The organism is Acinetobacter portensis (assembly GCF_010646905.1).
GTDB lineage: Bacteria > Pseudomonadota > Gammaproteobacteria > Pseudomonadales > Moraxellaceae > Acinetobacter > Acinetobacter portensis.
The window spans coordinates 134045-147246 of the sequence record NZ_JAAARQ010000002.1 but is presented as its reverse complement, the minus strand read 5'-3'; the positions used below and the strand labels follow the sequence as shown (position 1 = coordinate 147246).

Here is a 13202-nt window from a genome sequence, read left to right as displayed (position 1 = left end):
TTATTATGAATATTTTTCAGAATTTAAATCATTTATTAATAAAGCTATTTTCTTTTTTATTTTTATCGCTTATAGCAACACAATTTATTTATGCAAAGTCTAATTTTTTAATTTGGCCAATATATCCTGTTTTGGAAAGCCAAGATAAAGCTGCACCTGTTTGGTTGGAAAATGTGGGTGATGAAGCTTCAATGGTTCAAATCAGGGTTTTTAAATGGTCTAAAGTAAATAACGAAGATCAGTATCAAGAACAGCAGGAAATTATTGCGAGTCCCCCCATTGTTAAAGTAGTTGCTGGTGATAAGCAAATGATTCGATTAACTAAAGCAATGAATGTTCCAGATTCAAAAGAATATAGTTATCGTATTATTATTGATGAATTACCGATTAATTTAAATAAGGATGATGAAGTGAGTAATGTTAGCTTTAAAATGCGCTACTCACTCCCTTTATTTAGTTATGGTAGGGGAATAGGGAGTGGAAATAGTCAAACTACTCAAAAAATGAATAGTAAAAACCCGAATGCACGCCCAATTTTAAATTGGTCAATTATTGATGGTAAAAATCTAATAGAAATTGAAAATATTGGATTAATTTCGGTGAGAGTATCTGGTTTTCAAGTAGATGGTAAAGAATATAAGTCTATGGCTGGGAATAATACTTTTGGATATGTTTTGTCTGGAAGTAAGTTGGCATTTAATTTAAGTGATGAATTAAAAAGTTTGATTCTGAAAAATAAATCAATTTATGCAATTGTTGGGCAGAATCAAGAGCCTATTCTCATAAATAAAAAATAATAGGGGTTTATTTGTGATTATACACTTAAAGTTTAAGATGAGTGCTTTAGCTCAATGTATTACTTTAATTGCATCATCTTCTTTTACTCATGTTTATGCACAAACATTTACTGAGATACCTTCAGCGAGTATAAATGTAAAAGATATTCCTTTTCTCATAAATAAAAAATAATAGGGGTTTATTTGTGATTATACACTTAAAGTTTAAGATGAGTGCTTTAGCTCAATGTATTACTTTAATTGCATCATCTTCTTTTACTCATGTTTATGCACAAACATTTACTGAGATACCTTCAGCGAGTATAAATGTAAAAGATATTCCTTATTTAAAATTTTATTTAGAATTGGTTATAAATACATATTCCACTCAAAAAGTTGTTCCTGTAATTGTTAAGGATGATCAGTATTTTATTCTTAAAAAAGACATTGAAAATTTAGATTTAGATTATTCAAAATTTACCAATGAAAGCACTTTATCTGAAGAAGAGCTCATTAAATTGGGTTTTGCAAATACCGCTAATGAATGGGTTAAATTTGAATCGGATAAAGAGGGTTACACAGTTAAGTATGAAAGTCAGAGTCAACAATTACATTTAAATTTACCTGCAGAATGGCTGCCTGAACAAATGTTGGGGCGAGACTATTGGTATAAGCAAACACCTGCTCGAAGTGGAGTAGGTCTTCTTAATAACTACGATGCTTATTATTCTGTACCCCATGAGGGTGGAAGTGTATTTAACTTATACACAGAACAGCGATTTTTTAGCCCGTATGGTTCTTTAACAAACTCAGGTATTTATAATTCAGTAGAAAATAATTTAGGACAAAAAAAATCAAATGAATATATGCGCTATGACACAACATGGCGTTTCGATGATGAAAAATCCATTTATACTGTTGAGTTGGGTGATATTTACTCATTGAATAAAAATAGTTGGGCGAGCTCTGTACGAATGGGGGGGATACAGATTCGGAAAAATTATTCTATACGCCCAGATTTGATTACTTATCCATTGCCTCAATTTAAGGGGGAGGTTGGTTTACCAAGTACGGTCGATTTATTCATCAATGGTCTAAAAAACTCTACAGATCAGTTACAACCAGGTCCATTTTTAATTACAAATGTTCCTTTTATTAATGGGCGTGGTGAAGCTGTTATTGTGACAAAAGATGCTGTTGGTCGCCAAATTTCAACTACTGTTCCTTTTTATGTTTCAGGTGATCTTCTAAAAAAGGGGATGCTGGACTATTCAGTATCGCTTGGAACATTGCGTGAAAATTATGGTCTGAAAAACTTTGATTATGGTGATTTGGTTGGATCCATTGATGCACGTTATGGTCTTGGTAACTGGTTAACAGGTGAGTTTCATTTAGAGGGTAATGATAAAACTTGGAATACAGGCGTTGGTGCTGTATTTAAACTATATAATTATGGCGTTTTAAATACTTCTTATACTCAAAGTTTTATTGAAGAATCTCCATTTGCAGATAAAAGCGATAAAGACAAAGGTCATCAATTTACCGTTGGTTATCAGTATCAACAAAATCACTTTGGTTTTAATGTTTCTCATACAAAGCGTAGTGAGGGTTTTTCCAATCTCGCAACCTATTACAGCTCAGATTTAAGCTCTACAAAATCTTCTGAAAATACGAATGCAAACATATTTATATCAGGGCGCAATAGTGGAACTTTCGGCTTAGGATATTTCAATATTAAGCGAGATAATTTTACGAGTACTGAATTGTTGAGTTTATCTTGGGCACCGGTTCTACCGAAATTTATGTATGGTGCTTCTGTTTCTTTAAGTGCAAACCAAGATTTAAATGATAAAAGTTGGAGTGGTGCACTACAAGTGACATTCCCACTTGGTCAAACGCCAAGTCGGATGAGCGCAGGACATCAATATCAAGAGAATGGTGCAAGTTCAACATATCTTAATTATAGTTATCAAATGCCTACAAGTGGTGGAGTGGGGGTAGATCTTACTCATAGATTTAATGAGCAAGGCAAGGACTTCAATCAAGCTCAAGTTCGATATCGTAATCGGTATATGAATGTGGATGCAGGTATTTCTGGGGATAATAATTATGATCAATGGTATGGAGTATCGGGCTCGGTTGTATGGATGAAAAACTCACTATTCTTCTCAAACCGTTTAGGTGAGTCATTTGCACTTGTAACAGCAAATAAAAATGCAAATATTCCAATACGCTACGAAAATAATTTAATTGGTGAAACCAATAAAAATGGATATTTATTCGTACCTAATGTCACGCCATATTACAGTGCGAAATATGCCATCGATCCATTAAATCTACCATCTAATTATTCAACACCCGTGATAGAACAGCAAATTTCTGCGAAATTAGGAACGGGTATTGTGATTGATTTTCCTGTTAAAAAAGTGACATCGGCAACTATTTACTTAAAGTTGGTCGATGGTTCGGCTGTACCTGTAGGTTCAATTGTCCATCAAAATGGCAAAGACTCTACATATGTGGGTATGGATGGCATGGCTTATATTGAAGAAGTAAATCCAACAAATACTCTGAATGTTGTATTAGAGGATGGATCTTCTTGTCAGGCTAAATTTGAAGCAGAAATAAATACAATTGAAATTCAAAGTATCGCAAATGTTGTGTGTCAGATGCATGGGGATGAAAGTGAATAAAATATTAAAATATCTATCTGTGAGCCTATTCACTATAGCTACACAATATGTATATGCAGAATGTGATACGTATGCAACTCCAGCTGTATTAGGACCCGTGAGTTCATTCAATGTTCCTAATTTATCTGCTCAGCAAATGTCTGGTGGGTTATCCTGTGTAGGTACATTAACATTGGTATCTACTTCTTTTATAAAATACAGACCACTAAGTGTTCCTGCAACATTATTGCATCAAGATGGGGTAAATAAAGCTCGTATTGTTATTCGGGACAATAATAATAATATTTTACAAACAGGAGTAGAGCGAGATTTAAGCTCTTTTTCATTAATATCGTTATTTGGTGGCCCGAATAGTAGTATACCTTTCTCTGTAACGGTGACGGAATCAACAAACTTAAAGCCTGGTGTGTATCAGGGTAACCTTAGAATTAAATGGTTTTATTATGTTGGTGCCTTAGGTATAGGTGGGATTAATCTCTGGACGTTTAAAAGTGAAGGAGCATCTTATTTTCCTTTCTTGGGGATCACTTGGGGGGCTGGTCGTGATGCAAATGTGCCAATCGTATTAACAGTAACGGAGGATTGTAAAATTAATGCAAGTGACATCAGCTTTGGATCTGCAGCTTTAGTTTCAAAGTTTGATACTGTAAATGGTGTTGTTCAAATTACATGCTCAGCTCAGACACCTTATAGCGTAGGTTTGTCGAATGGGCAGAATTTTAATGCAACAAGAAGAATGAAACATCAATCTCAATCTAATTATATTGGCTATGAAGTATATAAAAATGTGACACAACAGCGTTGGGGAAGTATTGGATCTGAACGTTGGAATAGTAATGAGGCAAGTGTAAACCCTTTGATATATGATGGTATTACCAATCAAAATTTTTCCTATACAGCAAAAATTACTGAGCCTTCAACGGTGATTGCACCTGAAGGGGTTTATACAGACACATTGCAAATTGAGGTGAAATTCTAAAAAATTTCGTTTATTTAGTTCTAAGTAAAGAATTTAGAATTATGCACTTTGTTCAACTCTTTCTAATAAGGGGAGTTGATCATTTTTCCCGACATAGTATGAATAGTGTGCTAAATGAAGCATTTGTAAGTCTTCATAGCTATTACCATAAGCATAAATATGTTGATATTGGTTTAGTTTATATCTTTCTACAATTCGTATGGCTTTTTGTTCAGCACTACAATCTGCAGAAGAATACCGACCTGTATAATGTTGATCAATAATTTCTGTTTTTGTACAAATAACATCTATACCTAAGTTTTTAGCAATATATTTTAAATAGATATCTACCGTTGCGGAAACCAAAACAACATCATCACCTAAAGCTTGATGATCGTGTAATCTTGCTAATAATTCAGCATTATAGTTTTTGTGAATATGATGTACATATTCTTGCGCGATCGCGTCAATTTCATCGACATGACTATTTTTAAACATGGCATGAAAGAGTTTTGGACGCATTGCATGTGCAGGATAGGCCTTTAAATAATAAGCCTGAATCCAAGGTAAAATTTTAAATCCTTGTTTTATGATATGTCTCTTATGTAAGTCCCAAATAGAAATGTCCGGTTTCTCCAAAGTAGAAATGTCCGCTTTTAGAATACTCAACTAGAGATTTTCTTAGCGGACGATTTAATATGTTGGTGTCTATGTCGGATAAAGAACTTAAACGATTGTCAGTCTTACAAGAAGTCTGTGATCGACGCATAACGCAATCTAAAGCTTCAGAGCTTTTACAACTCTCAGAACGCCAGATCCGGCGCTTAATTCAAGCCTATAAAGCTCACGGTCCCGCAGCATTGGCTCATGCCGGTCGTGGTCAATCGAGTAATTCTAAGCGATCAGAAGAACTAAGATTACACTGCCTGACTATCATTGCAGAACAACTCTATGGTTTCGGGCCGACCCTAGCACATGAAAAGCTTAGCACTGTACATGGGTTGGATATTTCAGTGGAAACGCTACGTTGCTGGATGATTGCAGCTGGCTTATGGATTCCACGCTCCAAACGCATGAAACGCCCATATCAACCCCGCTATAACCGTGATTGCTTGGGTGAACTCATTCAAATCGATGGCTCATATCATGACTGGTTTGAAGGAAGAGCCGCTAAATGCTGTTTACTGGTTTATATTGATGATGCGACCAGTAAATTACAGCACTTACGTTTCTGTGAAACAGAATCAACCTTTGATTATATGCTTTCGACACGCTGCTATATCGAACAACATGGCAAGCCTTTGGCTTTTTATAGTGATAAACATTCAGTATTTAGAGTGAATCAGAGCAGTAAACAAGAAACTAAAATAACGCAGTTTGGACGTGTGCTGAGTAGATTGAATATTGATATTATCTTTGCCAACTCCCCACAGGCCAAGGGTCGTGTAGAACGCGCCAATAGAACCCTTCAGGATCGTCTGATTAAAGAGATGCGCCTAGAAGGTATCAATAGCATTGCAGAGGCGAACGCCTGGTTGCCCTGCTTTATTGAGCAATTTAATCGTAAGTTTGCCAAAGTGGCATCGAATCCCAAAGACCTACATCGCTGCAGCACTGAAACCCCTCAGGAATTAGATAGTATTTTTACTTGGCGGGAACCACGTAAAGTCAGTAAAAGCCTCACCATTACCTACGATAAGTGCATTTATATTTTAGAAAATATTGAACAAAACCATACTTTGATGGGTAAATATATTGAGTTCTTAGAATATCCAGATGGTACGGTTGGCATTGAGTATCAAGCAAGAAAGATCAATTACAGCATCTTTGATAAATTAAGTCAGCTGAATCAGCGAGAAGTAGTTGAGAACAAGCGTTTAGGGTCTGTCTTAGCGCATATTCAACAACAGCATGAGGAATTAGAACAACAAAACAAACGTAATCGCTCTCAAAAAATGCCAAGCAGACGTGCACAGAAAACAGTAATTCAACAACGAAATATAAATCCTGCGCTTGACTTAGAAATGTCCTTATAGGACATTTCTATTTGGTTATTAGGTAGGACATTTCTACTTTGGAATAACATCTTAGATAGCGCATAGAAAATGAACCCTGTGAAACTATCTTTTTTATACAGGGTTCCATCAAAGTCGAATAATGCTAGATTTTTATATTTTTTGCTTTTCTCATACATGTTTCAAAGCGTCCGTTTACGCGTGAAGCGAACCAATTTGTGTTGTAATCACGGCTTAGTTTTGGTCCTGTAATGACCACTTCAGGCATCATTGCATAGATTGGTTCTTTATTTGTTGCTTCTTTATAGAGCTTAGAAATAGCTCTATAGGTTGCTGTATCTTCGAAGTCTTTATCTTTTTCTTTTTTCAAGTCTGAGCGAATTTGGCGCGGAGTCACCAAAACATTATTTTTGGCAAATACATTAATCAATTCACGTTCAGATTGGCTTTGAGTCGATTTAGCATTACCATCTTTATTATAAAGGAGTAAGTCACCATCTAAATCGAGTTCTGCTGTGGTTAAGTCATTCAGCATGCTTTGGAATGCAGCATTACGACTTGAATAGCGACCAGAGTTATAGTCGGCAAAGCGATAAATAGGTTTATCGTATTTAGCAGAGTACATCATTAAACGATGAATACCGTAATATAAACCACCATATTGGCTATATAAGTCTGTGCGTAAATCGGCAATGCTGCCACTTTGGCGTTTATGTTCTTTGGCATAACCAATATGTACTTGCATAGAACCCAATGTGGTAATTGGATTCATTTTCTCGCCAATATCTTGTCCAACAAGTTTTGCCGCACCTGTTAAAGCACTCACATGATAATGCTTCGACATATAATCAAAAATTTCACGATACAGTTCATCGAGTTGACGTTCTGTTTTTACACGACGCATTTGACTTAAATAGTTATCTTCAGGACTTGGTTGATTTTTTAAGACATCTTGGAAGTAAGCCGCGATTGGTGTGCCAATGGTATCGCCCAATTTATCTGTAAATTTTTCTTCTAAGCGTTCTTGAACTTCTTTAACCGCTTTAGCACCTAAGCCTGCAACTTCAGGATCTGCGTGGAAATTTGATTCTTGATCGACCACAGCAATAATGGAGCACATATTTTCTTTGGTTTGCGGAATACCAAATTGTTCAGAAATATCGTAGATATCTTTAGACCAAGATTCACGGTCACTTACTCGGTTTGGTAACAAACGCTTGAGCTGTTCTTGCTTTAATGTTGGCTCATCTTTCGCCCACCAAGAGCTATCACCACATGCGGTTAATCCAATAGCTAAAGCTAAAACTGACAAAGGTTTAAGCATTGAAAAAACAACTTTTTCTTTCATATTGATGAAAACTCGATTAGAGATGATGAGCCCAATGGGTAGATGCAGTATACTATGCAAGTCGTAAAAGTTAAGAATATATATGTATATTGGTCCTTATCAACTGTCAAATAATTTGATTGTCGCTCCGATGGCGGGAGTAACTGATCGCCCGTTTCGAACACTGTGCAAGTATTTTGGTGCGGGGCATGCTGTTAGTGAAATGATGACGTCTGATAAAACTTTGCGTATGAGTAAGAAAAGCTTATATCGTGCCAACTTTGATGGTGAGCTTGCTCCAATATCAGCGCAAATTGCAGGCTCTGAACCAGCAGATTTAGCTGAAGCTGCACGTTATCAAGTGGCAAATGGCGCGCAAATTGTTGATATTAATATGGGATGTCCTGCAAAAAAAGTTTGTAATAAGCTTGCAGGCTCTGCACTTTTACAAGATGAAGATTTAGTTGCTCGCATTTTAGATACTGTTGTTGCTGCAGTTGATGTGCCTGTGACTTTGAAAACACGTTTGGGTTATTTAAACGGTCATGAAAATATTATGCGAGTTGCAAAACGTGCAGAAGAAGCAGGCATTGCTGCACTCGCTTTGCATGGTCGTACCCGTGAAGATATGTATTTAAATACTGCACGTTATTCTTTAATTAAAGATGTTAAAGACATGCTTAGTATTCCTGTGATTGCCAATGGTGATATCGACAGTCCTGAAAAAGCCAAATATGTACTTGATTATACAGGCGCAGATGCGGTGATGATTGGTCGTGCTGCACAAGGTCGACCTTGGATTTTTCGTGAAATTGCACATTATTTAAAAACAGGCGAACACTTAGCTGCACCAAGTATTCAAGAAGTAAAAGATGTGTTGTTAGGACATTTATCAGAGCTTTATGAGTTTTATGGTGAATATTCAGGATGCCGTATTTCACGTAAACATATTGCGTGGTATACAAAAGGTTTACGTTCAAGTAATGAGTTTCGCCAAAGTATGTACAAAGTTGAATCGACTGTTGAACAATATAAAGTAGTAGAAGATTACTTTAATAATTTACTAATTCATGGTGAAATCATGAGTGATGTTCAAGTTGAACATGTCAATTTATTAGAAACGAAATGAAAAAACAAAACCCGCTAAATGCGGGTTTTTAATACTCTAGATTCTATGCCAAGAAATATTCGATACTTTACTTAATTTTATTGTGTAAATTTTATGACCTATTTCCTATACGAATTCAGTCACTTTAATTAGAGTTATTTCCAAATCACTTTTTAGGTACCCATAAATTCACAACTGACGTTGCCTCTCCTTATAGGAGAGGGTTTTATGAAAGAGCTTTAATATTTACATGATTATTTTAGTATTTAAAAGCTTTTTCAAACACTTATATTAAAGCATAATGCATTTTTTGAGTTGAAGATAAAACTCATCTTTTAATTCATTTGAGTTAAAGATGTAATTCATAATGCCTTTATGTTGTGTTTTAGGAACAATAAAATGATGTTTCCACGCACATTGCGAGGCTGATGCAAAAAGTTTCTCAGGAATTTGATTTGGAACGACTTCATCATTTTCGGCAGAAATTATGAGCAGTTTACCTTTAAAATCACGAAGAATTTCCCAAGCATCAGAATCTAACCAACTATTTTTAGTCCGAATAATTTCACTAAATTGTTCACCAAAATTAATGTTATATGCTTCTGGCGTATAAACACCGGGAACAAATAATATTAACGCATCTAGCTGAAGGTTTTTGCTTAATTGAATTGCATTATAAGCGCCCATACTCACACCAATACATACATCAATTTTTGTTTCTTGATGTTGTAATAAATGCAATGCTTGTTGGGTACGACTTTTTAATGAAGAATCCGCTAATTTCCCAGTCGATTGACCATGACCAATACAGTCAAAAGCAATTGAACCAATATCGTGATATGCGAGTAAATTCCTTAAATGAAGAAATACTTCTTGAGAACGAGCACCTCCGTGAATCATTAAACTTTGACGTTTAGTGGTGGGTTCTAAAGATGATGCAGATAAATTAAAACCGTTAAAATTCACATTAAAATACTGTGGTGAAGTTTGAAATGTCATGCTTGTAAAATTCATCGTTTAAAACTGCATTTCTAAAATAAGTTGGTTTATTAAGTCTGTTGCTTCTAATTCGCGAATCTCAGAAACATTTGCACCTGCCCAAAATGCGCCATAGCCATAATCATTATTTTTTGATGCAGCCGCATGAAGTTGTTTACCTAAATCGTAAGTATATGGATATGCAGGAACGGCAGGGCGGTTTGGTGTATCGATTTCTTTATGCCAGTGGTTGATAATTCCTCGTGCAGGACGACCAGAAATACTGGCTGTAATTTGGGTAAGGGGTTGATCAAATAAAGCCTTACGATAAGCATCATTTGCACTAGAAGTTTTGCATTGTACAAAAGCAGTTCCAAGTTGTACGGCATCTGCACCTAATTTTAAAAACTGTTTAGCTTGATGACCATTCATAATTCCACCTGCTGCAATTACAGGAAGTGTGCAATTTTTTTTGATGAGTTGAACAAGGTCGGATGTTGTAATTGCTGCATCAAAAGTTTCGTTGAAAATTCCTCTATGTCCGCCTGCTTCAATACCTTGAGCAATAATGATATCGATACCTGCTGCTTCAATGGCTTTAGCTTCGGCTAAATTTGTTGCAGAAACGAGTGTGATAATTTCTGCATTTTTTAAAGCCTGAATTTGATGAGCATGAGGAGTACCAAAATGAAAGCTAACGGCTTTAGGTTTGGTTTCTAAAACTAGATTTAGAAAATCATCATTATCTTTAAAGCTAGGATAAATACAGTTGAGTGTGGTGGGTACATCCGCACCAAATTCTTTCAATTTATCGGCAAAAAGTTCAATCCACTTTTGTGAAACTTCACTGTTTAAAGCAGAGCTTTCATGACAAAAGAAATTCACTTGAAATGGCTGATCTGTTAATTCTTGAGTGCGCAAAATTTGTTTATGAGCTACATTAACTGAACTTGCACCTAAGCCGAGTGAACCAAAGCCACCTTGATTTGATACTTCAGCCGCAAGTTCAGGTGTTGATACACCTGCCATCGGGGCAAGTAAAATAGGGTGTTTAATTCCTAAGGTGTTTAATAAACTCATTTGCATACTCCATATTGCTTATTACACTTTGCCTAAGCCTTTAATATTTGGCAAATAATACTCAGTATTTTCTTTATAAATAGAATAAAACTGAATGGATTTTTTACATTTTAAGCGTCAAGCTCTGTCGTAATTATGATGATTGGTCATCGTATTTTTCATATAAATTTTATAATCAGTTTTTATCTTAAATTACATCTCCCATGTATGATCGTATTCGTGAAAAACTGCAAATTTTAGCTGATGCTGCCAAATATGATGTTTCATGTTCATCGAGTGGTAGTAATCGCAAAAATAAAGATAAGGGCTTAGGTAATACAGGTTCGGGTATTTGCCATAGCTATACAGAAGATGGTCGCTGTGTGTCTTTGTTGAAAATCTTATTTTCTAATGTTTGTATTTTCGATTGCTCATATTGCGTTTCACGTCGTTCAAATGATGTGAAAAGGGCAGCATTTACAGTGCAAGAAGTGGTCGATTTAACCATGAACTTTTATCGCCGTAATTATATTGAAGGGCTATTTTTAAGTTCAGGGATTTTTAAATCGGCAGATTACACTATGGAGCGAATGCTTCAGGTGGTCAAAAAATTACGATTAGAAGAAAATTTTAATGGATATATACATCTAAAAACCATTCCTGGTGCATCTCAGGAAATTATTACCGAAGCAGGTTTGTATGTAGATCGAATGAGCATTAACTTAGAGATGCCAACGGAAGCAGGTTTACAGAAATTTGCGCCTGAAAAATCACATGCAGAAGTGCAAAAAGATTTAGGCATTGTGCGAGATCGTCTCATTCAGTTAAAAGAAGAACGACAGGTTATTCGCTCGACACCAAAATTTGTGCCTGCGGGGCAAACCACACAAATGGTGGTGGGGGCGCATAACGAATCTGACAAAGATATTATTTTAATGGCAGATCATCATTACAAAACATTTAAGTTAAAAAGGGTTTATTTTTCTGGTTATATTCCAATTAATGAAGAAGAAAAAGCGTTGCCTGCAGTTGGTTCTGCACCACCATTATTACGTGAAAACCGTTTATACCAAAGTGATTGGTTGATGCGTTTTTATGGTTTCGATGCCAATGAACTTGTAGATGATGAACATCCTAATTTAGATTTAGATATAGACCCAAAACTGAGTTGGGCGTTGCGTCATCCTGATGCTTTTCCTGTAGACATTAACCGCGCAGATTACAAAATGATTTTACGTGTTCCTGGAATTGGGGTGAAATCTGCCAAAAAAATTGTACAAGCACGTCGTTTTGGGCAAATTCATATCGATCAACTAAAGCAAATGGGTGTTTCATATAATCGTGCGCAACATTTTATTCGCTGTGTAGATAGTCAAAAGTTCCAAAAAGAACAGCATTCTGCGCAAATCCGTAGACAAATTTTACAATCGGGGCAGTCTAAATATACCCAACAGCTTTCACCGCAATTAGGATTTGGTTTCTAATGGCGACTTATTATTTTGATGGAACATTCACAGGACTATTAAGTTGTGTGTTTCGTAGTTTTCAGTTCACAGAATTTGACGTCAACATTACAGCAAACGAGCACAGTCAAAATGGTTTATTTGATGATTTTGTCGTGGTGGCTTCAAATGAAGAACATGCACAACGTGTCTGGCAAGGGCTCAAGCAAAAAACTTCTGCAAATAGCCTAATACACTTTTATTACAGTTTTTTATCTGAACAAGAAGAGGCTTTTCAGCATTGCTTGAATTTTGCGATTTATGTGTTTCGGTCACAAAAGCCTGTAGATCGAAATTTTGGTCATCCAAATGTTTTGGGTATTTCACAATGGGCAAAGCAAGTGGGGCGTGAAAAGCATCGAATGGAAGCTTTTGTTCGCTTTAAAAAGTGTAAAGATGGGTTATTTTTAAGTTTGGTCAAACCCGATTTTAATGTATTACCACTCATAGAAAAGCATTTTAAATCACGTTATCAAGATCAAAAATGGCTCATTTATGATGAGCAACGTAAATTCGGTATTTATTATGATTTAGATACTGTGCATCAAATTGAAATGAATGCATATGAAATAGATACGCAGCTTCAAATAGGGCACAGTCAAAGTTTTAGTATTGAACTAGATGATGAAGAAGTGCTTTATGATCAATTGTGGAAAGATTACTTTAAGAGTGTAAATATTCAGGCACGTAAGAACATGAAGCTTCATATTCAGTATGTACCAAAACGCTATTGGCGTTATATGAATGAAAAGACACTTTAAAACTCGCGGTTAATGAGATTATTTC

At 35.7% G+C, this 13202-nt stretch carries 11 protein-coding genes and 1 pseudogene; 7 read left to right on the top strand and 5 right to left on the bottom strand.

What is annotated here, in order from left to right; genetic code table 11:
* Positions 1–5 precede the first annotated feature (5 nt).
* From GTK57_RS00650 to GTK57_RS00640, 3 genes are all read left to right on the top strand, one after another.
* Positions 6–797, top strand: coding sequence for a fimbrial biogenesis chaperone (locus tag GTK57_RS00650; protein WP_163120835.1), 792 nt, complete (start codon positions 6–8; stop codon positions 795–797).
* A gap of 185 nt (positions 798–982) precedes the next feature.
* Positions 983–3469, top strand: a complete 2487-nt coding sequence (locus GTK57_RS00645; protein ID WP_163120834.1) for a fimbria/pilus outer membrane usher protein — start codon at positions 983–985, stop codon at positions 3467–3469.
* Complete coding sequence (locus GTK57_RS00640) at positions 3462–4448, top strand: Csu type fimbrial protein (protein WP_163120833.1); 987 nt, start codon at positions 3462–3464, stop codon at positions 4446–4448. Before GTK57_RS00645 ends, GTK57_RS00640 begins: the two co-directional genes overlap by 8 nt.
* Before the next feature lie 39 nt (positions 4449–4487).
* Here GTK57_RS00640 and GTK57_RS00635 read toward each other — a convergent pair whose 3' ends face one another.
* A complete protein-coding gene (locus GTK57_RS00635) occupies positions 4488–5096 on the bottom strand; it encodes an HAD family hydrolase (protein WP_194240558.1) in 609 nt (202 codons plus the stop codon).
* 41 nt (positions 5097–5137) lie between these two features.
* Here GTK57_RS00635 and GTK57_RS00630 point away from each other — a divergent pair, with 41 nt between their 5' ends.
* Positions 5138–6463, top strand: coding sequence for an ISNCY family transposase (locus GTK57_RS00630; protein ID WP_171522146.1), 1326 nt, complete (start codon positions 5138–5140; stop codon positions 6461–6463).
* 20 nt (positions 6464–6483) lie between these two features.
* Here the strand turns inward: GTK57_RS00630 and GTK57_RS14605 are convergent.
* Positions 6484–6621, bottom strand: a pseudogene (locus tag GTK57_RS14605) (HAD-IB family hydrolase); the annotation flags it as partial.
* Positions 6588–7790, bottom strand: coding sequence for a DUF1615 family protein (locus GTK57_RS00620; RefSeq protein ID WP_163120831.1), 1203 nt, complete (start codon positions 7788–7790; stop codon positions 6588–6590). The pseudogene GTK57_RS14605 and the gene GTK57_RS00620, both read right to left, overlap by 34 nt.
* Before the next feature lie 82 nt (positions 7791–7872).
* Between GTK57_RS00620 and dusB the strand changes: the two genes are divergently transcribed.
* Positions 7873–8898 (top strand): tRNA dihydrouridine synthase DusB, encoded by a 1026-nt coding sequence (gene dusB / locus GTK57_RS00615; protein ID WP_163120830.1) that lies wholly within the window; start codon positions 7873–7875, stop codon positions 8896–8898.
* Between the two features lie 270 nt (positions 8899–9168).
* On the opposite strand, the gene GTK57_RS00610 is transcribed toward dusB, so the two are convergent.
* Both GTK57_RS00610 and GTK57_RS00605 read right to left on the bottom strand, forming a co-directional pair.
* On the bottom strand, positions 9169–9876 hold the full coding sequence (locus GTK57_RS00610; RefSeq protein ID WP_163120829.1) for an alpha/beta fold hydrolase: 708 nt from the start codon (positions 9874–9876) through the stop codon (positions 9169–9171).
* Between the two features lie 18 nt (positions 9877–9894).
* Positions 9895–10935, bottom strand: coding sequence for an NAD(P)H-dependent flavin oxidoreductase (locus GTK57_RS00605; protein WP_163120828.1), 1041 nt, complete (start codon positions 10933–10935; stop codon positions 9895–9897).
* A gap of 203 nt (positions 10936–11138) precedes the next feature.
* On the opposite strand from GTK57_RS00605, the gene GTK57_RS00600 reads away from it, so the two are divergent.
* Positions 11139–12398: a putative DNA modification/repair radical SAM protein gene (locus tag GTK57_RS00600; protein WP_163120827.1), complete on the top strand. Its 1260-nt coding sequence runs from the start codon at positions 11139–11141 to the stop codon at positions 12396–12398.
* Positions 12398–13177 (top strand): TIGR03915 family putative DNA repair protein, encoded by a 780-nt coding sequence (locus GTK57_RS00595; protein WP_163120826.1) that lies wholly within the window; start codon positions 12398–12400, stop codon positions 13175–13177. Before GTK57_RS00600 ends, GTK57_RS00595 begins: the two co-directional genes overlap by 1 nt.
* Positions 13178–13202 lie beyond the last annotated feature (25 nt).

Excerpts from the sequence above, each read along its gene's own strand:
- GTK57_RS00595 (WP_163120826.1), top strand. The coding sequence starts at position 12,398 with ATGGCGACTTATTATTTTGATGGAACATTCACAGGACTATTAAGTTGT.
- GTK57_RS00610 (WP_163120829.1), bottom strand. The coding sequence starts at position 9,876 with ATGACATTTCAAACTTCACCACAGTATTTTAATGTGAATTTTAACGGT.
- GTK57_RS00620 (WP_163120831.1), bottom strand. The coding sequence starts at position 7,790 with ATGAAAGAAAAAGTTGTTTTTTCAATGCTTAAACCTTTGTCAGTTTTA.
- GTK57_RS00630 (WP_171522146.1), top strand. The coding sequence starts at position 5,138 with ATGTCGGATAAAGAACTTAAACGATTGTCAGTCTTACAAGAAGTCTGT.
- GTK57_RS00650 (WP_163120835.1), top strand. The coding sequence starts at position 6 with ATGAATATTTTTCAGAATTTAAATCATTTATTAATAAAGCTATTTTCT.
- GTK57_RS00605 (WP_163120828.1), bottom strand. The coding sequence starts at position 10,935 with ATGAGTTTATTAAACACCTTAGGAATTAAACACCCTATTTTACTTGCC.
- GTK57_RS00600 (WP_163120827.1), top strand. The coding sequence starts at position 11,139 with ATGTATGATCGTATTCGTGAAAAACTGCAAATTTTAGCTGATGCTGCC.
- dusB (WP_163120830.1), top strand. The coding sequence starts at position 7,873 with ATGTATATTGGTCCTTATCAACTGTCAAATAATTTGATTGTCGCTCCG.